The organism is Mangrovicoccus ximenensis, assembly GCF_003056725.1.
Classification (GTDB): Bacteria; Pseudomonadota; Alphaproteobacteria; order Rhodobacterales; family Rhodobacteraceae; genus Mangrovicoccus; species Mangrovicoccus ximenensis.
Map to the genome: position 1 here is coordinate 61559 of NZ_QBKZ01000014.1, position 22412 is coordinate 83970.

13 protein-coding genes, 4 pseudogenes and 1 other annotated feature are annotated in these 22412 nt (G+C 65.5%); of the genes and pseudogenes, 3 read left to right on the plus strand and 14 right to left on the minus strand.

Features of this window, described 5'->3' with window-relative positions; translation table 11 throughout:
- Positions 1 to 266: 266 nt before the first annotated feature.
- From istB to C7T91_RS14470, 4 genes and pseudogenes are all read right to left on the minus strand, one after another.
- Positions 267 to 1109: an IS21-like element helper ATPase IstB gene (istB, locus tag C7T91_RS14455; RefSeq protein ID WP_108259864.1), complete on the minus strand. Its 843-nt coding sequence runs from the start codon at positions 1107 to 1109 to the stop codon at positions 267 to 269.
- On the minus strand, positions 1106 to 2335 hold the full coding sequence (istA, locus tag C7T91_RS14460) for an IS21 family transposase (RefSeq protein WP_108260091.1): 1230 nt from the start codon (positions 2333 to 2335) through the stop codon (positions 1106 to 1108). Before istA ends, istB begins: the two co-directional genes overlap by 4 nt.
- A gap of 113 nt (positions 2336 to 2448) precedes the next feature.
- Positions 2449 to 2835, minus strand: a complete 387-nt coding sequence (locus C7T91_RS14465) for a transposase (RefSeq protein ID WP_108259865.1) — start codon at positions 2833 to 2835, stop codon at positions 2449 to 2451.
- A 93-nt stretch (positions 2836 to 2928) separates the two neighbouring features.
- A pseudogene (locus tag C7T91_RS14470) lies at positions 2929 to 3383 on the minus strand (transposase); the annotation flags it as partial.
- Positions 2986 to 3102: a sequence feature (AL1L pseudoknot), on the minus strand. (Overlaps the previous pseudogene by 117 nt.)
- Between C7T91_RS14470 and C7T91_RS14475 the strand changes: the two are divergent.
- Together C7T91_RS14475 and C7T91_RS14480 are read left to right on the plus strand one after the other, a co-directional pair.
- A complete protein-coding gene (locus tag C7T91_RS14475) occupies positions 3370 to 4338 on the plus strand; it encodes an MFS transporter (RefSeq protein ID WP_145962888.1) in 969 nt (322 codons plus the stop codon). The pseudogene C7T91_RS14470 and the gene C7T91_RS14475 sit on opposite strands and share 14 nt — an antisense overlap.
- A gap of 299 nt (positions 4339 to 4637) precedes the next feature.
- Positions 4638 to 5708: an alpha/beta hydrolase gene (locus C7T91_RS14480; protein WP_161555912.1), complete on the plus strand. Its 1071-nt coding sequence runs from the start codon at positions 4638 to 4640 to the stop codon at positions 5706 to 5708.
- 475 nt (positions 5709 to 6183) lie between these two features.
- Here the strand turns inward: C7T91_RS14480 and C7T91_RS14485 are convergent, their stop codons facing one another.
- The gene (locus C7T91_RS14485; protein ID WP_236638244.1) at positions 6184 to 7026 is read right to left on the minus strand and encodes a polysaccharide deacetylase family protein; all 843 of its coding nucleotides are present in this window, start codon (positions 7024 to 7026) and stop codon (positions 6184 to 6186) included.
- A gap of 128 nt (positions 7027 to 7154) precedes the next feature.
- Here C7T91_RS14485 and C7T91_RS14490 point away from each other — a divergent pair, with 128 nt between their 5' ends.
- Entirely contained in the window at positions 7155 to 8384 is a 1230-nt protein-coding gene (locus C7T91_RS14490) for a glycosyltransferase family 4 protein (RefSeq protein WP_108259869.1), read from the plus strand.
- Here the strand turns inward: C7T91_RS14490 and C7T91_RS14495 are convergent.
- From C7T91_RS14495 to C7T91_RS14535, 9 genes and pseudogenes are all read right to left on the minus strand, one after another.
- Positions 8365 to 9498, minus strand: a complete 1134-nt coding sequence (locus C7T91_RS14495) for a glycosyltransferase family protein (RefSeq protein ID WP_108259870.1) — start codon at positions 9496 to 9498, stop codon at positions 8365 to 8367. The genes C7T91_RS14490 and C7T91_RS14495 overlap by 20 nt on opposite strands.
- Positions 9499 to 9526: 28 nt before the next feature.
- Positions 9527 to 12637: an ABC transporter transmembrane domain-containing protein gene (locus C7T91_RS14500; protein ID WP_108259871.1), complete on the minus strand. Its 3111-nt coding sequence runs from the start codon at positions 12635 to 12637 to the stop codon at positions 9527 to 9529.
- Positions 12638 to 14804: 2167 nt separating this feature from the next.
- Positions 14805 to 15190: pseudogene (locus C7T91_RS35800) on the minus strand (transposase); the annotation flags it as partial.
- A gap of 818 nt (positions 15191 to 16008) precedes the next feature.
- Positions 16009 to 16485: pseudogene (locus C7T91_RS14510) on the minus strand (fatty acid desaturase); the annotation flags it as partial.
- A gap of 18 nt (positions 16486 to 16503) precedes the next feature.
- Positions 16504 to 16611 (minus strand): annotated as a pseudogene (locus tag C7T91_RS14515) (GDP-mannose 4,6-dehydratase); the annotation flags it as partial.
- Positions 16612 to 16964: 353 nt separating this feature from the next.
- A complete protein-coding gene (locus C7T91_RS14520) occupies positions 16965 to 19133 on the minus strand; it encodes a polysaccharide biosynthesis tyrosine autokinase (protein WP_236638245.1) in 2169 nt (722 codons plus the stop codon).
- 190 nt (positions 19134 to 19323) lie between these two features.
- Entirely contained in the window at positions 19324 to 20598 is a 1275-nt protein-coding gene (locus C7T91_RS14525; RefSeq protein ID WP_108259873.1) for a WcaI family glycosyltransferase, read from the minus strand.
- A 363-nt stretch (positions 20599 to 20961) separates the two neighbouring features.
- Positions 20962 to 21855 (minus strand): glycosyltransferase family 2 protein, encoded by an 894-nt coding sequence (locus C7T91_RS14530; protein ID WP_108259874.1) that lies wholly within the window; start codon positions 21853 to 21855, stop codon positions 20962 to 20964.
- Positions 21845 to 22408 (minus strand): LbetaH domain-containing protein, encoded by a 564-nt coding sequence (locus tag C7T91_RS14535; protein WP_108259875.1) that lies wholly within the window; start codon positions 22406 to 22408, stop codon positions 21845 to 21847. The genes C7T91_RS14530 and C7T91_RS14535 overlap by 11 nt, the downstream gene beginning before the upstream one ends.
- Positions 22409 to 22412 lie beyond the last annotated feature (4 nt).

The following is a 22412-nucleotide window of genomic DNA, read 5'->3' on the forward strand; positions in this document are numbered from 1 at the left end:
AAGGCCCCGGTGGGGCGTGTGCCCGACAAATGAGGCCGGGAAAGCCTCCGGGGCCATCGACCCGGCGGTAGCCATAGCCCTCGAACTCGTCTGTGATCGCCCGGATTTCTTCTATGATGGCTGCATCGCCGGGTTTGGGGCCGGGATCGGCGTAGAAGCTGGACCTCGCGACACCCATCAGTTCGCATTGTCAACGCCGAGTCAAAATTCCCCAGAAGTGCCGAAGTAAAATTCCCCACTTCGGCGGGTCCGGCGATCAGCCGGGGTCAGTGATCGGCAGCTCCGTTCTTCAGTTTCGGCGGACGCCCGCGGCGCTTCGGCGGCGGGGGCGGCATGATGGGCGCGTTGGCGCGGACGTGCTCGGGAATGAGATCGGCATGGGCGCGCAAACGGTAGCTGGCGCCCTCGATCTGGACGACGACCGCGTGGTGCAGCAGCCGGTCGAGCAGCGCCGTGGCGACGACCGGATCGCCGAACACGTCACCCCATTCGGCGAAGCCGCGGTTGGAGGTCAGGATCATTGCTCCCTTTTCGTAGCGGGCGTTTACCAGTTGAAAGAACAGGTTGGCACCGCCTCGGGTGATCGGCAGGTAGCCGATCTCGTCGACGATCAGCAGCGAGGCCCTCGAATAGAACCGGATCTTCTCCGGCAGGCGGCCTGACCGCTCGGCCTGGGACAGCGCCTCGATCAGCTCGGCAAGAGTGGCGCGGTAGACCGTGCGCCCGGCCTTCACCGCGGCCACGCCCAGGGCGGTGGCGAGATGCGATTTTCCCGTGCCCGGCGGGCCGAGAAAGTGGACCACCTCGGCGCGGCGGACGAAGTCGAGCTGGGCAAGCGCTGCAATCCGCTCCCGGTCGAGCGATGGCTGGAACGAGAAGTCGAAGCTTTCCAGCGTCTTGATCGGCATCAGCTTGGCGGTGCGCAGGGCGACCTCGATGCGGCGGCCCTCGCGCGTTGCGTATTCCTCGCCCAGCAGCGCGTCGATCGCCTCGACGGCGGTGATCTCGCCGCGCTCGAGCCTGGCCAGGATATGTTCCAGCGCTTCCAGGGCGCGCGGCATCCGAAGACCGATCAGGGCGCCGCGGATGCGCTCGAGCTGCCCGCTCATGGCTGTCCGCCCGCGGCCAGGCGGCGGCCGACGGCATCATAGAACTCGAGCGGGCGGCGCAGGCCCTGGACTGGCACCTGCTGGGGCGGACGCGGCGGCGGCGCCTTGCGATGGGCAGGATCGACCCGGCGCAGCCCCTTGCCCTCGAGCACCGGGTGGCGGGCGATCAGTTTGCCGTCCTCGAAGATCCGGACTTCGCTGGCGTGGTGCTGGACCTCCAGCATGCGCTTCTGCGCCGTATCCGGCACCGAGTAGAGATTGCCGCCGACCGAGACCATGCCTTCGCGACTGACCCGCCGCTCGATGGTCAGCACCGCGTCATAGGGGATCGCGGGGAGCGGCTTCAGGGCCGGCTTCTCCTCGGCGAAGGCCTGGTCGACGATCCGCCGGGTGGTGGCGTGGAGCCGCGGGTTCGCCACTTCGGCTCGCCAGGCATCGAACTGCGCGTTCAGGTCGTCGAGGTTGCGGAAGCTGCGGGCGAGGAAGAAATCCTGGCGGATGTAGCGGAACGGCCGCTCGATTTTCCCTTTCGTCTTCGCACGATACGGACGGCAGGCCCGGGGGATGGCGCCGTAGTGGTTCAGCAGCGCGACCAGCGACGCATTGTAGGTCACCACCCCCGCTTCATCCTCGCCGATCACCGCGGTCTTCATCCGGTCATAGAGGATTTCCTCCGGCGTCCCTCCGATCGCCTCGAAGGCGCCGATATGGCAGCGCAGGACGGATTGCTGGTTCTGGCTGGCCACGAAGCGTCCCCAGAACCACCTGCTGTGGCCGAGGACCATGCTGAACAGCCAGACTTTCCTCACGACGCCGGGCTCGTCGGTGAATTCCGCCGTGAACTCGGCGAAATCCCCCTGCGCCTGCCGCCCCGGCGGCGTCTCGAACCGCCGCTCGAACGGTTTCGGCACAGATGGACGGACGGTGCGCAGGAAATCGGTGACAGCGGTGTAGCCGCCTTCATAGCCCATGGCGCGGATCTCCCGCAGCAGCCGGGCGCCGCTGAGACCGGGGAAGGCCAGCACGCGATCACGCAGGTAGGTCTCATAGGGTTCGATGGCCCGTTCGCGCGGCGCGCGCGGGCCATAGACCGGTGCCACCAGGCCCTGATCGAGATGCCGCCACACGGTCTTGCGGTCGCAACCGACCTGCCGTGCGATGGCGCTGATGCTGAGCCCCTGTTTCTTCAGATCATGGATCAAGACGATTTCCCTCAGTCCTTTCACCTGCACGCCCCTGCCTTGTTGTTGGGAGCATCAGGCCAGTGATCCGCGGCGCCGCCAATTTCCGGATCCATGAGGTCCGCAAATTGCCGCCACCGCTTGCGGCCGGGGAATTTTCAAACGGCGCTTTTGGGGAGATTACGGGCGGCGGTTACAGCAGGCTCGCTGGATCGAGAGCTCGCGTGGCCGACAGTCCCGGATGTAGGCTCGTTTCTCGGCGAGCGTCCAGAGCGCTGAGCCCTTTTTAAAAACTCGATCTCGAGCGCCTGGTGCCCGGCAAGCCGTTCGAGCGCTGCGATCCGCGCTTCGTATTCGGCCATCAGCTCGGCTGCAGCTGCATCATCGTCCAGCGCTCCGGCCTCCGCCTTTTCGATCCAGATGCGGATCAGGTTGCGCGACAGATCATGGCGGCGGCCGAGCGCATGGAGCGTCTCGCCGCCATGGTACTTGGCGACTACCTGGCGCTTGAATTCGGTACTATGGCTTCGGTGGCGTCTTGGCATGGGCTTTCTTCCTCTGAAAGCCCGCAGGGGGTTAATTCAACCAATCCGTCTGGTCCACCCGCAGGGGCGCACTCCACCACGGGGTCAGAATTGGCGGTCCGACAACCGGGCCGGATTGGCCCGCTTCGCAAGATGATCATAGTAGGTGGAAGGGGCGATCGGCAGCACAGTGCAGATCGGCTCGACCCCATGCGCATCACGATGCGCCTCAATGAAATCCACCATCACTTCGACCGGCGGTCGAGCTCCGCCATCGCAAACTACGCCGACGCCTTCCGAAGTATCTCGTTGGCCTGACGCAGTTCGCGGTTCTCCCGCTCCAGCGCCTTCATTCTCTCGGCCATCTCGCTGGGAACGCCTGAACGCTTGCCGCTGTCGATCTCAGCCTTCTTTACCCAGTCGTTCAGCGTGTTCGCCGAGCAGCCGATCTTCGCTGCGATCGACGTAATCGCCTGCCAGCGAGATCCGTGCTGCCCCTCGTTGTCGAGAACCATCCGCACGGCGCGCTCACGCACTTCGGGGGAAAACTTGTTCGTGGTTTTGCTCATGATGCTCCATCCTACTCAAGAGTTGGAGCCTCCGGCAAACCCGGCGCGGTTCACCGGGCTGTTCATTGCCACGGAAAGCTGGCTGAATGCCAGCGCTCCGCCGCAGATGCGCGGAGGCGTCTTCGCCGTCTACATGGTGGCCACCTACGCCACGTTCGGCGCGGGCCAGTTCATGCTGGGCCTTGCCCCGGCGGATCATTTCGACCTCTACGCCATCGCCTCCGGCCTGCTTTGCCTGGCGCTGGTCCTCGTGTCGACCACCCGGTCTGCCACGCCGGTCCTGCCGGAGAGCCCGAAGCTGCGGCTGAGGGAGCTGCGCCATCTCGCGCCGGTATCGATCGGGGGATGCATCGTGGCGGGCGTCGTCAGCAGTGCCTTCTTCGCGCTGGTGCCGGCCATGGCCGCGAGTGCCGGATTTCCGACCGGTTCCATCAGCAAGATCGTCGCCGCCGCCATTTTCGGCGGGCTGGCCTTCCAGATCCCGGTCGGCTGGCTGTCGGACAGGCTGGACCGGCGCCTGGTTGCCGCAGGACTGTCCTTCGGCCTGGCGCTTTGCGCCGTCGCCTGCCTGTCCATCGATCCTGTGGGCAGCACGCTCTCCGTGGCCGAGTTCGCCAGGGTTTTCCTGCTGGGCGGATTCTTTTCCACGATCTACCCCGTCTGCGTCTCCCATGCCAATGACCGCGTTGACCGGGACCGGGTTGTCGCGGTCAGCGGCCAGCTCATCCTGATCTACGGCCTGGGGTCCTGCCTCGGGCCGATCGTCGGGGCGTGGGTTGTCGGCCGCGGCGGCATGGACGCGTTCTTCTGGTTCCTGGCGGCAAGTGCGGCCGTGTTCTGCATCGTTGCCATCATCCGCTGCCTTTCGAGGGAGCGGCCGCGGAACCGCAGGCCCGGACGGGTCCTCGCCGGTGCCAATGTGACGCCCGCCGGGCCGCAGGAGCCAACAACGTGACATCGGCTCTGCCCCGCCTTCTGCATTCAGGCAAGAGCCGGTGGTGCCGGACTGTTCCGAGCGCGCAACACCCGCCGGAGACACCGGCCCCGGTCCGGGATCCCGGACCGGAGACCTGCTATGCTGGCTTGGCCCGCCCGCATCATCCTGATGAGGCTATGGATGCAGGGTAGTGCGGGACAGCCGGACGGTGCAGGGCAGATGCGCCGGAAACCGGCCCGGGAGGGGACATGCTGCACCGGACAGGACAGACAGGGAGTTCTTCCGCCGCCATGGCCGGCGTTTCCCGGCGGGCAGCCTTGGCCGCCCTTCTTGCCGGGACGCTCGGAGCCTGCGCCGCGCCGAGGCACCTGATCGGGATCGAGCCGCCGACGTCCGGCCCGGTGCCTGCGGCCCGGACGCGCCGGATCTACATCGCGACGACGCGGGCGCCGTCTCCGGAACCGGGCGTCTTCTTTTCCGGCGCCCGGGGCAGGACGATCAGCTTCGCGACCGTCGATGTGGGCATCCCTCCGGATCATGTCACCGGCCATGTCGAACGGCCGCGGCATCTGCCGCCCAAAGCCAGCCGCGACTTCGTCCTCGCCAATCCCCGCCATCTCGGTCTGGACGCCTTCCGGGCCGAGGCGGAGGGAGGGATCGCCGGGCGCCATCCCTCGGACCGCAAGCTGCTGCTCTGGGTGCATGGCTACAACACGACGCTGACGGATGCGGTTCTGCGGCTGGCGCAGTTCGTCGAAGATACCGGCTATGACGGCGTGCCGATGCTGTTCTCCTGGGCGTCGGACGGCAAGCTGTCCAGCTATGTCTACGACATCAACAGCGCCCTGATCGCCCGCGACGCCATCACCGAGGTCGCATCAGCGCTTGGCCGCTCCAGGTTCGCGAGCATCGACATCGTTGCCCATTCGATGGGGAACTTCCTCGCGATGGAGGCGATCCGCGGGGCCGGGGAGCAGAACCTCTACGACTCGACCGGCAAGCTCGCCAACGTCATCCTCGCCGCGCCCGACATCGACTACGATCTCTTCGTGGCGCAGGTCAGCGCCATTCCGCCCCGGAGCCGCCGCTTCTTCGTGCTCATTTCCGATGACGACGAGGCGCTGCGGCTGTCGAGCTTCCTCTCCCGCCGCCCCCGCGTCGGCAACGCCCATGCCGACGACCTGACCCGGCTCGGCGTGAATGTCATTGATCTCAGCCAGGTCCGCGACGTGGGGTCGAACCATCACTCCAAGTTCGCGGATGCGCCCGAGGTCGTCCAGCTGCTCGGCACCCGCATCCTTGCCGGAGACGACTTCTCAGGACCGCGCGGAGGCATCGGAGCTGCGGTTATTATGGGCGCGGGCGGAGTTCTGGAGGTCATCGAGTGACGCCCGGCCAGGTTCAGGCACGGAGCGTCTCCAGGCGGATCCCCTTCCGGCTTCGGGACTGCCTTTGTTCCTGGCAAGCAGATGTCGACCAACCGACAGGGGAAACAAAAGCTGGACCGCTGCGCCGTAGGAACTCGTTCAGGATCGCCGTGAGTTCACGCAGCCCGCCCGACCAAGACAGCGGGACAAGCCACCGTTTTGGACGCCTGGATGGCGTTGTTGCAGAAGTCTGGGTTAGGACGTGATTCGGCAGCTCCCGCCCCATGCCCTGCGCGCTCCCGGGGCCGGCCCAGGCCCCGTCGGGATCACGCATCGTCGCGCTGGCCGGGCGCCCCTCCCGGCGCCTCCTGTCTCCGCCAATCCGGCCTCTGCACGCATCGAACAGGTCCGTCGGCCAACCATCCGCAAAGGAAAGACCGCGCCGAGACTGCAGTGCCGATGGGCCGCCCCAGGATCAGGCGGGGGTCCGCGGCGCCTAGGCCGCCAGAGCCAGGTCCTGATCCCGCAGGAAGACCTTGTAGTCGATGCGCGGCAGCAGATGCGGCGCGGCGGCGGCATCGCTCGGGCCGGGAATGGTGGTGAAGGCCAGCGGATGGCCGGCCGCCGCGCAGACCTGCGGCGGCCGCGTCCCGACATGGATTTCCGCACCGTAGGGATAGGCGAAGGGCAGCCCGGTCCAGCCGAATTCCGCCTCCAGCGCCCGGGCGGCATCGCCGATCTCGGCCGCCAGCGCATCCTCGGGCAGCATCGACAGGGTCCGGTGGCTCATCGTGTGCGAGCCGATCGTCCAGCCAAGGTCGCGCAGCGCCCGGATCTGGCCGGCCTCCATCGTCCGGTATTTCGCCGCCGAGGCCGCATGGCGCAGGATCTCGTCCCGCGGCACGCCGAGCGCGCCGAGCACCTCGGCATGGCACGCCGCCCGCTCCGCCTCGGGGCGCGTCTTGAGCAGCTTCTTCACCCGCTTCATCGCCGCGATCCGGCTGCGGATCTCCGTCAGGTCGAACGCGGCGTCCCAGAACGAGACCGACAGGCGGTCGCAGGCCGTCAGGCGGAAGGCGATCTCCAGCTCGAGGAAATGGAAGATGCGGTCCGGCGGATTGCCGATGAAGGGCGGGTTCACGAAAGCCACCGCATCGAGGCCGCGCTCGGCGAGCACCGGCGCCGCGTGGTCATGCACGCCGAGAAACCCGTCATCGAAGCTCAGCGCGACCGCCTCCGGGTCCGGCCTGCCCTCGAGCAGCATGGCCTGGTAGTCGCTGTAGCCGACCAGCCGGAACCGCGAGGCGACGCTGTCGAGGAAGCTCCCGAATTCCCTCACGGATATCCGCGAGCATTTCCCGTCGAATTCATCGGGTTGGCCGGCGATGACGTTGTGGAGGCAGACGAGGTGCATTGCTTGCTCTTTCGTGCTCGGAAACCTACTGCTACGCGGAAACCGCGTTCAGGATGGGGGTCATTCATACCGTCATGGGACACAAGCCCAAGATAGCGTTACTCGTCGAGGCTCCGGAGGTCGAGGGCGGAATCCAAGCCGCCGCGCACCGCCATGCAAGGCTGATGGCCGCGGATTTCGACATCATTCCGGTGGCCTTCCAGAAGTCGCGCCGCGAACGCGACTGGCCGGGCAGCACCGAGCGGATCACCACGCTCGGCCAGGATGCCTATCTGGTGACCGCCGCCGACCTGTCGAACGACAACCGCATCAGCGGCACCTCCGGGATCCAGAATGTCCGCCAGGACACCCGCTTCCGTTCCTGGGCCGACCACCTGATCGAGATCGTGCGCGACAACGGCATCGAAATGATCCATGCTTTCGGCGCCTTCCACCAGCGCGGGCTGATCGCGGCCTATGCGGCGGCGAAATGCGGGGTGCCGAACATCCTGTCGCTGCGCGGCGTCGACCTGGAGACCCGGCTGTTCGACACGATGCTGGCGCCGCTGTCGCAATCGATCGCGGCCGCCTCCTCGGTGGTCTGCGTCAGCGACGACTCGCGCCGCACCGTGGAGGGCGTCTTCGCGCCGCGCGGGCCGGTCCACGTGATCCGCAACCATTTCGATCCCTCGATCTTCCAGGACGCCGAGCCCGACATCCCGCTGCTGCGCGGCAGCAGCGTGCCGGTGATCGGCTGCTTCGGCAAGTTCCGGCGGATCATGGGGCTCGACGTGCTGCTCGACGCGTTCGAGATGATCTGCGAACGCCGCGACGCGGTGCTCATGCTCGGCGGCTCGATCCAGAAGCGCGAGGTCGAATACTACAACGCCCGGCTCGAAAGCTGCCGCGCGCTGCGCAACATCATCCGCCTCGGCAGCATTCCCCATGCCCAGATGCTGGGCTACCTGCGCCGCTGCTCGGTCGCGGCCTTCCCGTCGATCTCGGACGCCTCGCCCAACAAGATCCTCGAAGCGATGTATGCCGGGGTGCCGGTGGTCAGCACGACGGCAGGCGGGATCCCGGAACTGGTCGAGGACGGCGCCGAGGCTCTGCTGACCCGGCCGCGCTGCGCCGAGGCGCTGGCCGGCGCGATCGAGCGGCTGCTCGACGACCGCGACCTGGCGGCCCGGCTGACGGCGAATGCCTATCGCCGGGTGACGACCGAACACCGGATCGAGGACGAGCGGACCGCCTGGGCGGCGGTCTACCGCGAAGGGCTGTCGCTCAGGCCAGCTCTTCGATGACGATCTCGGCCGTCCGGCGCGCGCCGGACAGGTCGATCCCGGTCTCCGGCAGGGGCGCTGCCATCCGGTCGCGGATGGCGCGCTCCAGGAGATCGGGCTGCAGGTCGCCGTCATAGAGCAGCCCGACGAGGCCGCGCTCCGCGAGGAGGCTGGCCCGCATGTCCTGCTCGCGGTTGGCCATGTAGGGATGGACCAGCGCAGGCGTGCGGGTCGAGAGGATGTCCATCAGCGTGTTGTAGCCCGCGAGGCTGATCGACAGGCCCGCGCGCAGGAGCTCGCCGCGGAAATCGTCCGAGAAGCCGTGCACGCTCGCCCGCTCCAGATGGCCGGTCCGCGCCCGCAGCTCGCTGCGCAGCGCCCCGGAACTGTAGGGCCCGGTCAGGAAGCGGAACTCCCAGTCGGGAAAGCGCTCGGCAATCCCGGCCACGGCCAGGGCCAGATCGTCGCCGATCGCTCCGCCGCCGACGCTGACCAGCACCCGTTTCTCCCGCGGCGGCAGCACCTCGGGAAAGGCGGTGGAATCCGTCACGTAGCCGGTATGGATCACCCGCTCGCCGAGCAGCCCCGCCGATCCGAACGTGTCTCCGAGGGCGATCAGCGCCGGGTCGGAATGCACCAGCACCGCATCGAAATGCGCGTCGAGGATGCCGATGATCTTCGCCTCGCGCGCTTCCTGGTCGGGCTTCTGCACCATGATGTCGCGGTTCGAGCAATAGATCCGCGCCTGCGGATTGACCTGCCGCGCCGCCTCGATCAGCCCGATGATCTCGTGCTTGAGCTTGAAGCGGCCGAACGGGAACATCTCGACGATCACCGCCGCATAGTCCTGCGACTTCGCCCATTCCAGCGCCTCGTTGCGGGCGGCCAGGACCTCTTCGACCGGGCGGCCGGCGACCGGGTCGTAGAGCGAGGAGTCATGCTCGCGCATCAAGAGCGGCGGCAGCAGGACCCGCTCGAAGCCCGGCCGTTCCAGGCTGCGCCCGATATCCGGCCCGCCCTGGACGAAGACCACGTCGAACCGCTCGAGCAGCCCCTGGCAGATCGCGAGGCTCCGGCTGATATGCCCGACCCCCAGGAGATGCTGGCAGTAGAACAGGACTTTCCCGCGGCTCATGGCGCTCCACCCTCGGCTGCCCGCCGCCTCAATCCGGCGGGCTCAAATCTTCCACGGGGGCTAACTGCCTGTCGAACTCCGAAAAGTCCACTCCCCGCGCGGCTGCATATCTGCGGGACTCGCGGCCGCGCGCGGAGGACTCTTCGAGATTCGCCGCCACCTTGCGCAGCAGGCTGGAAGCCACGGTCACGTCGTTGTCGATGACGGTCAGCAGCTCCTCGGCGCCGATGCGCAGGAAGACCGAGTCTTCGAGCGCGTAGAGATCCGTGACCCGCTTGCCGCCGAGAATGACCACGAGATCGCCGACAAGGCGGCCGGGAAGGACCGTCGTGATCGGCGTGGCGGTCTGCGCTTCGCCGGGCCAGACCATCACGCCGCTGCCGCTGACGCACAGATAGGCCGCGTCCGCCGCCTCCCCGGCGAGGAAGATCTCCTTGCCCGCCGCCACCTTGTACCAGCGCGCGCTGAAGGCGAGCAGGTTGAGCTGCTTCTGGTCGAGATCGGCGAAGAGCGGCGCTTTCGCCAGCGCCTTCAGCTTCCGCTGCAGGCCGGCGCTCATCCGGTCTGCCTTCGCCTCCTGTCCGTCGATCCGGCCGTTCTCGATCTGGATGTAGAGGTCGTACTGCTCCGGCCGGTAGAACATGTTCTCGATGAATATCTTCGTGGACTCCGGCAGCAGGCCGCTGATCCGGTCGCGGGTCTCCTTGCGCGCATCGGGCGTGTAGCTGGCAAGCGCCTTGCCGAGGATCAGGATGTCGGGCTTTTTGATGCCCGCGCGGGTCAGCGCGATCCGTTCGCGGAAGATCGCGGACAGGTTCTCGCCGCCGCGGCTGACTTCGAGGTTCAGGAGGCTCAGCACCAGGTCGCGGATCAGGCCGCGCTCGGCGAGGACATCGAGGACGACCTTCTGGATATGGGCCTCGCGCACCCCGGCCATGTTGGAGATCCGCCCGAAGATCGCGTTGCCGAGCAGGCTCATGACCGGCAGGTAGCGGTCCGGCTCGATCGGCTCGAACAGGCCCTGGAGCTGCTCGACCATCTGCCTGGCATTGGCCTTGCGGATATTGAGGATCTTCTCCTTCAGGCTGTCGTCGAAGGCCGGCCCGATCTGCTCGGCCGAGAAGGCGAAGGGCACGGTCAGCATCAGCGCGAAATCCTCGGCCGGCAGCCCGGCATCCCCGACCTCCATCCGCCGGTCCGCGATCTCCACCAGGCGCAGGTAGAGATCCTCGTCGAGGTTCAGCAGGCGGAACAGCGGGTGCCCCGTCCCGTCCATGCCGAAGGCCGCCTTCAGGTCGCAGATCACGCTGGCGGACATGTCCGCGAGCTCGTCGATGATGCCCTGCTCGCGCAGGATCTTGAGGAAGTTCTTCTCCTGCGACAGCGAGACCTGGGTCAGCATCCGCCGCGGAAGCGCATAGAGCAGGTTGCTGGTCAGCGGCGAGACCGGGTTGAACCGGTCCGGGTCGAAGCGGCAGACGATGTCGTCGAGCCCGGCCTCCTTCAGGCGGCGGGCGATCTCCGGGCGCAGCTCGACGATGGCCCGGGCCAGCTCCGGCTGCTGCTCGAAGTCGATGCGCCGGGTCAGGGCCCGGCGGGCCATCAGGTCCTCGATGCCCATCGCCTTGCTGAGCTGGATCCACCAGTCATTGACTTCCTCCATCGACTGGAAGCCTGCATGGCGCGGGTTGATCCAGTTCAGGCCGGGCGGATCGATGCTGTTGCCGGCGCGCCCTGCCTCGATCTGCCATTGCCGCAGCTCCGCGGAAAGCTCCTCGTCGGCGACGGGACCGGTCTTGAACGGCATCATCAGGTTCTCGAGCAGCGTGCCCTGGAACACATGCGGATTCGACTGCGCATAGCCGATGCGGTGCGCAACCACGTCCTGGTGGAGATTGTTCAGCTCGAGGCCGTTGATCAGCACCTTGCCGCTTGCCGGGATCACCTCGCGCGTCAGCAGGTCGGCAAAGGCCAGCGCGGCGGTTTCGCTGTCGGCGCGGACCGCGACCTTGGAGCCGCCCGGAATGACGCAGCTGACATCCTGCAGGACCGGACGTCCCTCTTCGTCCAGGACCGTCACGTCGCGCAGCTCGATATCGCCGTTCAGGCGCGGAAGCTCCGCGGCGCGGCCTTCGAAGAGATCGTCCCGGACCAGCGTCTTGGGAATGAACTTCTCGGTCAGGACCTCCCAGCGGACCGCCATGTCCTGGGTCTGGTTGTAATAGGCCAGAAGCTCGTTCCAGGGCGAGGCGATGTCCTTGTAGGCCGCCAGGGCCGCGACCAGCGCACCGACGGTGATATCCCCCTTGATCGCCAGGTAGCCGCCGACCGAATAGAAGAAGAACGGCGTCAGCTGGTTCAGGAAGTTGTTGAGGAACTTCATGAAGTACTTCTTCTTGAAGATCTCGAGGCGGATGCCGAAGAGCAGGCCGAGCTGCCGGGAATACTGCGACAGCTGGTAGCGCATGCCGCCATTGGTCCGCAGGTCGCTGACCCCGCCGGCGGTCTCTCCGATCTCTGAGGCCAGGTGCCGGACCTCCTGGATGCGCTTCTTGTTGAGCTGGTTGATCTGGCGCTGCAGCTTCGGGATCAGCCAGGCCTGCACCGGGATCAGCGCGATCGCCGCCAGGCCGAACCACACGCTCTGGGCAAACAGGAAGGCCACGATGGTCAGCATCTGGCCGGCCTGGAACAGCGGCTGGGACAGCAGGTCGCCCATCAGGCCGCTCATCGGCTCGACCTCGGAGGTGATGATCGACACCAGCTCGCCCTGGCTGGTCCGGCGGAAATAGGGGCGCGGGAATCTCAGGATGCGGCTGAGCATCTGGAAGCGGAACCGCCGCAGCAGCCGCTCGGCGAGAATGCCCTTCATCGTGTTGAGCCGCATCTTGATCAGGCCGTTCGCCAGCACGACGGCAAGGAAGCCGAAGCACAGCAGCATCAGGAACTGGATCTGGCTCAGCGGCACGCCCAGCACGACGGTGTCTTCGCCGGTCCCGCCGATGGCATCGTTGATGATGCGTTTCGGCAGCTCAAGCGTCAGGAACAGGATCGGAAAGGTGACCGATGTCAGGAGAACCAGCCGGAGCTGGTCGTATTTCGAGTACCGCCAGATGTACCGGAAAAGGCTTGTATCCATGATGCGCCTACACTCCGTTCGAAATGCATCCGAAATTTTAGCCGTGCTCCATATTACGGAGGTAACGGGACTTGCCAGATGAATTCTGCATCGCCCTGAAAAAATATGCCCCCGGAATTGTGCGGCCGGACCGGTGTTCCAGCGGATTTCCGTCGAACAAGGGCACCGGCAGGTCCGCAGATCCTTCCGGAGCGCGCGGGCAAGCGGCGCTTCGACGGACACCGGCCGCGCTTGGGCGATGGGTGTTGCGCGAGCCGATCCCCGTACCGGGAGGACGAGCCAGGGAAGAGCACGCACCACCTTTTCCGGGCTCCACGCCGCGAAGGAGCGCCGGGCGGTGCCGAAGGTTCCGGAAGGGAACATGTGCCATTCCGGCGACACCGGCCGGGATGGCGCCTCCATCCGGCAGCCGGCGAAGACGCTGGCCAGACCGGCCGCGGCCCGGGCGCCCGATCGACAAGCTCGGACATCGCCGTGCCGTCCCCGCGCCGTCACATGTCCGCAGCGGTCCCGGAGATCGCGGCAAGACCTGCCGGCAGGACGCCGGGCGCTTGGCCGGAGTGCCGCGGCCGGGCAAGCTGACCGAGATCGGGATCCCGGATCCGGCACATGAGGCGATGCGCGACCTCAGGCGCCTGCGGAAATTCGCGGAGCGGGACCGAACCCGCAAGCGGCAGGCGATCCGCTCCGCCCTGCGGTGCCGCGGCGGATGCATCCCAGCGGCAAGGCCTGGGGGATGAAGAAAGCACCTCAAACGGCTGGCCGGGCTCGGCTTCGCCTTCCCGGCGCATGCCGCGGCGCTGCGGGAGCGGTCCGCGGCCGGGACGAAACGCCGGAACCGTTTGCAGCGCCCCTCGAGAAGGCAATCGAGGACGCCTGCGCGACTGGCCCCTGGCTCCGGCGGCAGGCTGGCGGCAGGCTGATCCGTGAGGGGCCTGGATTGCCGGGACCGTCGAGAGGCACAGTTCCGCAAATCCGCGCCAACTGATGGCCGGGCCCGCCGGGGCGTTCGACCGGCGACGGCACCCGCTGCGATGGCGCCCCCCGAACCGGCATTGCCGGGATCAGGCGCGCGTCGGCCGGAAGCGCCCGGACCGGCGCGGATGATGGGCTGGGCGATCCCTCCTGACGGCCCTTGTGCCACGGTCATCCACGCAGGATCAGGAGGTCTGGATGAAGCAGGACGTCTCCGTCATCGGCGTCGAACAGCCAAAGCACGTCTTCCGGCTGCGCGGAGCAACCGGAACCGGCAAAGTTGCCTTCCGCGAGGCCTGTCGCGCTTGGAGTTCGAGGAGTTCATGCAAACTCGGCCCGGGTACCTGGACGCAATGAGGCCTGCGGTGCGACGCATCATTGGGCCAGGTTGCAGCAGAAGTTCGGCCATGACGTCGGCAGCCACTTGGCCGCCCTATGCGAATCTTCCGTGAGGAGGCGCCCTTCGCCCTTCGCTCCGGAAGCGCCGTGGGACCCGCCTGTTCCGCGGAGGTCATTGCCATGGCGGCGACCGGAAACAGAACCTCAACAGCCCGAACTCGCCGCGATTGCCGCATCCCCGGAATTGGGCCGCTCACCCTGGCTGACGGCGGCCCGTGCAGCGCTTTCCGGCCCGGAAATGCCGCGGCACCAGATCCGGAACGGCGATGTGCCGGAGCTGATGATGCGCGCCGCGGAGCTGCAAGATGCTCTCCGGCACCGGACCGGCCAGACCGTCCCGGCGATCGCGATCCCGGTCGGGCCGACGGGACGGGGGCCGGAGATGCCGCGCATGGGCGGCATCGGGAAACGCGCGCCACGTGGCGGAGCCGGCCTTGATCGCGGTGCCCTGGCGGCAAGGGCGTCCCGGAATTGGTCCGGGGGATCAATTCGGCCCGGAACGGGCGGAGCCCCGGCCTGGGTCCCGGCCGTGTCCGAGCCAAGACCCGCGACCGGCTGCCGGGCACGGACATGTTGCGCAGGGCGATGGCCTTCGCCGGGCAGGGCTCCGCCCGTCCGGCCCCCAGGGGCTCCGCCCGGTCCCTCCTCAAGTTGTCCGCGGGGACAGTTTGCCTCCTGCGGAGGACCCAGCCGGTCGCGGGTCTTGGCTCGGACACGGCCGGCCTCCGGCCCGGGGCTCCGCCCGTTCCGGGCTGAATTGATCCCCCGGACCAATTCCGGGACGCCCTTCACCCCACACGGGCCCGCCGATGCCGGGGCCCGCGAACCAGCGGAACGGCAGGGTGCCGTCCAGCTGCTCCATCAGCTGCCGCTCGGAGCGGACCGGGCGGAGGATCTGCAGCAGGCTCGCCCGCCTTTCGGCAGATTGCTGCGCAATCGCCTATCGGTGACAGATCAGCCGCTCGGGGGCGATCGAGGGGCAGCCGGAATCGGCGTGGAGCCCCTCGGATTCGGCATCGAGTCTGGCGCGCGCGTTCGCCATCGGGCTCGGACCGGTGGCGCCGCCCTGGCTCGCTTCGCGACCCGCCGGACCGTGCGCAGCGGATGCTTCGCAGGAGCGCGCGCCTGCAGATCGACATGGCGGAACAGCGCTCCGCCCGTCCCGTCCCTGCCGCGCATGCCTGTCTCCGCCGTTGAACCGCGGCAGATGCATCATGTTCCGCCCCCCGCGCCGGGGCCCGGCCATTTTCGGCGCCCTGTTAAGGCCGGTTGCCAAGGTCTTCTGGCCGCAGCCTGATCGCCCGGGGCCCTGGCGGCAAAGCCCGTGAACGAAGCTGTCCGGGGGGGGGGCTGCTGCGGTCTTTTGGCTGCCGGGCGGGGCACGGTTCGCGGACCGGCTGAGGCGCGCGTCATCCCTTGGCCCGGGCACGGCTTCGGATCGGAAAGGACGATGGATGGCCGAGGGTGCCGGAGACCTCCGTTCCCGGGCCGGAGATCCTGTGCCGCTGGCAGGCGCGGGACCGGCGTGTGGTGCCGGAATGGTCCTGGCTTGGACGCTGCGCCGCCTCCGGGCGCCTCCGCTGCGGCCCGGTGGTGCCGATCGCGGCAGGCCTGGGCGAAGACGTCCTTGGGCAAGTTCCGGAGCGACGCCTGCAGGGGGCCTCCCGGCACTCCGCGCTGCCGAGGGGTGCCTCTGCGGCGCGCGGCATTGCACGGCGCGCGCGATCCGGTCTTGGGGAGCTCTGCCGGACTCCGGCCGTTCGGCGGTGCGCGCGCCACGCCCCTGGCCAACGGAGCTTTCACTTGCCCGGGAGAATCGCCGCCGACGATCCTGTGCCCGAATTCCGGTGGGCCGGCCTGGCGCCGATTCTGCCGCTGCGCCGGTTGCTGGCGGGGGCAATGCCGATGAAATGCGCTTGGAACGGGTCCGGCGGAAGGAGGCGGCGCTGCCTTCCGCGCGTCTTGCCATCCCGTCCGTCCGATGCGGTTGCGACGGGTCAGGTCGGGGCGGCCGGATGGTGCCGCCGCTGCCAGGCATCGAGCCGCGGATGCATCCGCGCCCGCCACAGGGGCGGCGCCATCGCCAGCACCGTCATCACCGGATAGCCATGCGGCAGGGCGGGCGCTTCGGCGCGATTGCGCAGCAGCGGATAGGGCCGCATCGGCGCGACATGGTGGTCGGAATGGCGCTGCAGGTTGATCAGCAGCCAGTTCGATGCCGTCTGCGCCGCGTTCCAGGAATGCTGCGGCCCGACCGGCTCGTAGCGCCCGCCGGGGCGGAGCGCGCGGGTCAGCCCGTAATGCTCGACATAGTTCACCAGCTCCAGCTGCCAGACCGCGACGAGCGCCTGCCAGAGGAAGAGCAGCAGGCCGCTCCAGCCGCCGAGCGCGAAGGCCGCCGCGAGGCAGCCGCCCTGAAGCGCGCCGTAGAGCCAGAACGGGTTGGAGAGATGCCGGGCGGAACGTCCGCGGCGCCGCTGGCGCCCGGCCTAGGCCCGGCGCTTGATGCCGTGAACCTCGTATCCCTTCTCGAGCAGGAATTCCGTCAGATAGGACCCGTCCTGGCCCGTGATACCGGTGATCAATGCACGCTTAGGCATAGCCGTACTCATTCTTTCTCTCACTCATGGCAGGTATTCCGGGAAATCCTGTTTCTAAACTTCCAAGAACAGCCCGTCGCACCCAACATTCACTCTTCACATCAGGTCTGAACCATTTCAGGCGGCGCTCATCCCGATTACACTTGTCACGCAAAGCGTGTGATAATTCTGGTCCTTTTCATATGCGTGGAGCTGCAACCCGATTCCGAAGACACTACCAAAGGAAAACAACAGCCGTCATACGTCGCGCTGTCGCAACGAGTGCATTTCTTAGTTTCCTCATGAAATGCCGCGCAATCAGTTCCATTTCGTTTGGAGTTATAGAAGGCTATCGTTTTCGAGAATTTCCATGATCAGTTCACGTAGTATTTACTTCCATAGGAAGCATAGGCACCATAGCGACTTCCATATCCGTATCCCCTCATCTTGACCGAATTGATTTGGTTCAAAACAAGGCCTGAGGGACGGCAATTGACCATTTCAAGCTGATGAATCGTGTCCAGAACTTGCTCGTGCTCAGTTGAATCCCACCCGACAACCACGAAGGTAGCATCGGCGTGCTGGGCAATTACGCGGGCATCTGGCACGACCAGAACCGGCGGCGTATCGATGACGATCGTATCGTAACGCTCCCGCAGGGCCTGGATGAGATCCCCGAATTTTTTTGACGAGAACAGATCCCCAGCATTGATCGCCGTTGCCTGTCCGGGAAGAACATCGACGCCAACATTTTCGTCATGCACAATGGCATCATCGATATTGGCCGATCCGTCCAAAACCGAGATGAGGCCTGGTGCTGAAGTTCCCCGTTCGCGGAGATACCTAGTGAAAACCAAGCGCCGGATATCTCCTTCAATGACCAGTACCTTTCGTCCCATACCCGCGAAGTTATTCGCCAGTGCTAAGGACAGGGTTGTCTTGCCTTCCCCAGGAACCGCCGAGGTCATCATGACTACGCGGGGCGGGCTATCGACATTCGACAGCAAAATGGATGTTCGGAAATTCCGCACAGCTTCGGCAGCCGCGGAATTCGGCTTTTCCTTAAGATAAGCAAGAACCCGGTTCCGCGCCTTAGTCGGGAAAAGCGGGACCTGCCCCAGCACGCTATAACCGCTCTGCAGCTCTAGGTCCTGTGCCGTACGGAAGGTCGTCTTCCGTGCTTCCCTAAGCACGACCAATCCACTGCCCAACAGGATCCCGAACAGTCCTGACATGGCCAGAATACGGGATTTCTTCGGAGAAGACGGCACGACGGGCACGACACCATAGGAGAGAACGCGGGCATCCGCTTTCTGGATGCCCTGCTGAACCGAGGTTTCCTTCAGGCGGCTGAGGAAATACTCGTAGAGCAGTCGGCTCGCCTCGGCTTCGCGGGTTAGTTGCTGAAGCCTGATCAGATCCTGGCTTTGCGCGTCATATTCCTCCAGCATCGTATCCCGCGAGTTTTCTAGGATCTGAATCTGGCTCCGGCTCCGGACAGCATCCGCTTGCGCGTTGCGCAAGACCGTGGCGGCACGGGAGTCGAAACGCTCCGCAATACTGGCATTGTCCGGAACCTGTTCCAATTGTCGGGCAAGTCTCGACAGCTCGGCATCCCCGGCAATGTCGGTGATGGCTTGTCGGTCGGTTGCATTCAGCAGGGCCGCAATCAACGCATCCTTCTGGGACACCGTTTCCGTAAGAGAAGCAATCCTGTCCCGAAGGTCCTTGATCTGGCGCTCCTTTAGAGCCAGGTCCTCTGGGCTGATCAGGGCCGTTCTGCTGCTGAAGTCGGAAAGCTGGGACTCCGCATCTTCCAGTTCTCCCTGCAGCACCGTAACGCGATCCGATAGCCAAGACGATGCCTGCTCCGTCGCTTCATATTTGGCATCGATTTGGTCAAGAATGTATTGATCCGCAACGGCGTCGGCTAGACGTGCAGATTTATTGGCACTCTCCGTCTCGGCAGTGATGCGTAAGACATATGTATCCGGAACGTTCTGGATCGTCACCTTGCTCAGAACCGCACTCACGGTACTTTCAAGAATTGCTCTTTCGCGTGCCTCGGTTCCTGCCCCCTCGGCAGTTTGCGACGGCATGGGCAGCATCGAGCGGATCGTCGATTTCACCTTTTCCGCAAAGCTCTGTTCGCGCAGGGACCCATTAAATTCAGGATCATCCAACAAACCGAGTTTGTCGACAACTCTCTTGGCCAGCTCCCGCGACTTTAGGACCTCAACTTCCGAATTCACCTCGGCATCGTCGCCGGACATGCCTGCAACCACGGATTCGAACGAAACGATCTGCTCTTGCTTGGGCTCTAGGATGATCACAGAAGCCGCGCGGTACAACGGGGTTGCCGTGACATAGGCGTAGTATCCACCCACGAAAACCATTATTATCGCGAACGCCGCAATGATCCACTTTCCACGCCAGACCGTGCGGATCAGTGATGATATGTCGATCAGATCATTCGTTTTCGAAGCTTCGGCCACACCGCTGACCCGCGTCTCGATCCGTTGCTGTTTCATCTGAGTGTTCACTTGTTACTCATGCCACCTCGGTTCTGGATTTCCGGGACCGAAACTCCGGCTTCCGCATTTCCAGACCAATACCCGTCCCCGGGCCTCTTATGAACGATATCTGAATTGAGCTATCGCAGCACGCGACCAAGCGTCCCATCGCTTGCGCAAAAGGCGAAGTTTCGCTTACCCAAAATTGACTGTCAGGCCACTACCGACCCTCTGCCGGACGCCCCAATGCCGCCGGACGAGTCAGGTCTTCGCTGACCAGTGTATGGAGCTCGTCCTGCAGGGCGTTGATTATCTGCTTCCCGTCCCACCGGCGCATGGCGCGGGCCCGGGCGGCCTTGCCGTAACGGTCACGCAGTTCCGGGTTGTCGAGCAGCAATGTGATCGACCGCGCCAGCGCGGCGGCATTCCCAGGGGCCACAGCGACGCCGCAATCCTCGATCTCTTCTGCCAGGACCGTGCCCGGATTGACCGTGGCGATCACCGGACGGCCCGAGGCCAGCATGTTGGTCAGCTTCGACGGCAGCACCAGAGTGGCCGCATCCGCGATCTGCGGCAGCAGGTGGATATCGGCGGCCCCCAGCAGATCACTGAGCTTGTCGAGCGGCTGCAGCGGGAAGAAGCGGACATTGTCCAGCCCGGTGGCGCGCCGCTTGATCTCGTCCAGGTAGGGGCCTTCGCCGCAGATCACCATGGTGAAATCGTCCCGCGCGGCAAGAAGTTTGGCCGCCTCAGGAAGGATCTCGATCCCTTGCTTGTTGGCGATGCTGCCGGAATAGAGAGCCATGTAAGGCGTGGTGATCCCCAGCTCGTCGCGCATCGGCGAGCGCCCCTCGACGGGTGTAATATGGGACAGGTTGGCCCAGTTGCGCAGCTCGTAGATGCGCTGCTCGGCGACCTTCTTGTCGCGCAGCTTCTGCAGCATGGCCGAAGAGATCGAGCTAACACGGCCGAAGGCCCGCAGCGCGCGGCTTTCGAACTTCTTGGCAAGCCAGCCGAGGGTCGAATTTTCCTTCAGGACGCCCGTCGCGAAGGCGGCCTCGACCTCGAAATCCTGAATGTGTAGCCAAGTCCGCGCGCCGGTCAAGCGCGCCACGATCCAGCCCACCGGCGCAGAAAGCAGCGAGGGCGCGACCACGAAGACTACGTCAGGACGGCTGCGCAGGCCGCGCCAGAGTGCCACAGGCAGCGCCGTCACGGAAAAGCTGAGATAATGCAGGATGCGGCGCAAACCGCTCGGGGTCTCGGGGACGTAATGCGGACAGCGGATAACCTTCGGCCCTCCTTCGCCGCCCTCGGCGGCATAGCCGTATTTCGAGAATCCCGGGAACACTTTCCAGCTAGGAAAATAGGGCTGGCCGCTGATGACCGTCACCTCATGGCCGTCACGCTGCAGCGCCTCGGCCATGCCCGAAGTATAGACGGCGATGCCTACCATCTCCGGAGCGTAGTTCAGTCCGACAATCATGATTTTCATTGGCTGCTACCCTGCCGTTACCCACACCCGAAACACCGCGGAGAGGCGGTGCCGCACATGTCACGCCGGAACCTCCGCTGCAAACAGAAGGCCCCATCCGGACGCGACGTTCAACCGGCGAACGCCGCGACATGTTGCCGATCCGGCAACGTTTCCACCGAGTTTCCCCGTTTTTAGCGGGCCAATACCTCGCCGGTGAAAGAATGCTACGCCATAGGCACTCTCATTTTCCGGAAAGAATATGGACCGCAACAACGCAAGCAGGACAGCGAGGATGCTTCGCACATAATTCAGGCAATCCATCCGAATGATGGGGGAAATCCGCCTGACTACGGAATGTCGTGCGGCCTGTTCCGCCGTGAATCATCTGCTGAAAACTCCCTGCTTCCGGAGGAACTCGTAGGGCGTTACGCCCGCAGCACCGGCAGCACGCTCGATCTCATAGAGCGCCGCATCGACATAGGTCCGGTACCAGTACCCCTGCAGGAAATGGAAAAAGAAACCGGCCTTTCCGTCCAGGAAGCCACGGCCGAGAATGTAGCGGTAGAAGAAGTAGAGGGTGCTGCGCAGGGCGCTCGGCATCCGGCCGTAGACCTTCTCCTTCAGCCAGCGCTTGCGCCGCGCCTGCCCCGAAAGAGAGGCCGTATCCTCAAGCTCCTGCCGCGCCCGGGCAGCCACGATCTCGTAGGCTTCGCGGCGGGCATAGTCGACATGCTTGGACGTCCACCAGGAAAGCGGGTTGAGGTTCTCGTCGACGAGATCCCCCTCGAGCGTGCGCTCGACCGGACGCTCGACGACGATGTGCTCGTCCATCCAGCGCTGCTCCATCCGTGCCTGCCCGGTGCGATACATCCGCAGGATCAGTCCCGGATAGAAGAATCCATGGGTGATGGGTCGACCGAGGAAGCAGATCTTGCGGCGCAGGTAGACGGCATTGACCTCCCCGGGATCGACAACAAGCGCGCGGACCGACGCCTGCAGCTTCGGCTCCAGATACTCGTCGGCATCGATGCGCAGCGTCCAGGCGGTGCCGATGCCGCCATTGTCGATCGCCCACTGGTATTGCTGGGCCTGGTTGACGAAAGGGTTCTGCAGGACCCGCGCCCCCAGCCCCTCGGCGATCTCCACCGTGCGGTCCTTGGAGAAGCTGTCGACGACCAGAACTTCCCGCGACACCGGCTGGACCGAGCGGATCGCCCGCTCGATATGCTGTTCCTCGTTATAGGTGAGGATGACGGTCGTCAGGTCAGGACGCATTGGCTGTCTCGGTCCCTTCGACCTGCCTTGTGCCGATCACCTTGCCCGGGGTTCCCGCGACGATGACCCAGGGCGCGACATCGCGCATGGCAACCGCTCGTGCCCTGACCACCGCCCCCTCGCCAACCGTCACCCCAGGACCGATGAAAGCCTCGGCACAGATCCAGGCATGCGGAGCGATCGCAATCGGCCTGGAAAAGAGCGGTCGTTCCAGCGTGTGGATCGAATGTGATGCCGTGCAGACAAAGGCCCGCTGGCTGACCGTGGAATAGTCACCCATGGTGATCTGTCCCTGCGTGTAGCAGTCGACCCCGTCCGCCAGGCAGGCATAGACCCCCATCTTCAGGTTCCAAGGCGCCCAGACGAAGCAGTCCGGCGCCACGCGGCAGCCCTTGCCGATCTCGGCTCCGAAAAGCCGCAAAAGCCGCAGCCGCCAGCCATTCATCGCAAAGCGCGGCGTCGGTCGGAAAAACAGTGCATATACGATCTGCCAGACGAGCCGCTTGAGCTTCAGCGACTGCGGCATCTCATCGATATAGAGACGTTCGGCCATGGAT

Excerpts from the sequence above, each read along its gene's own strand:
- C7T91_RS14525 (WP_108259873.1), bottom strand. The coding sequence starts at position 20,598 with ATGAAAATCATGATTGTCGGACTGAACTACGCTCCGGAGATGGTAGGC.
- istB (WP_108259864.1), bottom strand. The coding sequence starts at position 1,109 with ATGAGCGGGCAGCTCGAGCGCATCCGCGGCGCCCTGATCGGTCTTCGG.
- C7T91_RS14465 (WP_108259865.1), bottom strand. The coding sequence starts at position 2,835 with ATGCCAAGACGCCACCGAAGCCATAGTACCGAATTCAAGCGCCAGGTA.
- C7T91_RS14500 (WP_108259871.1), bottom strand. The coding sequence starts at position 12,637 with ATGGATACAAGCCTTTTCCGGTACATCTGGCGGTACTCGAAATACGAC.
- C7T91_RS14535 (WP_108259875.1), bottom strand. The coding sequence starts at position 22,408 with ATGGCCGAACGTCTCTATATCGATGAGATGCCGCAGTCGCTGAAGCTC.
- C7T91_RS14530 (WP_108259874.1), bottom strand. The coding sequence starts at position 21,855 with ATGCGTCCTGACCTGACGACCGTCATCCTCACCTATAACGAGGAACAG.
- C7T91_RS14490 (WP_108259869.1), top strand. The coding sequence starts at position 7,155 with ATGGGGGTCATTCATACCGTCATGGGACACAAGCCCAAGATAGCGTTA.
- C7T91_RS14495 (WP_108259870.1), bottom strand. The coding sequence starts at position 9,498 with ATGAGCCGCGGGAAAGTCCTGTTCTACTGCCAGCATCTCCTGGGGGTC.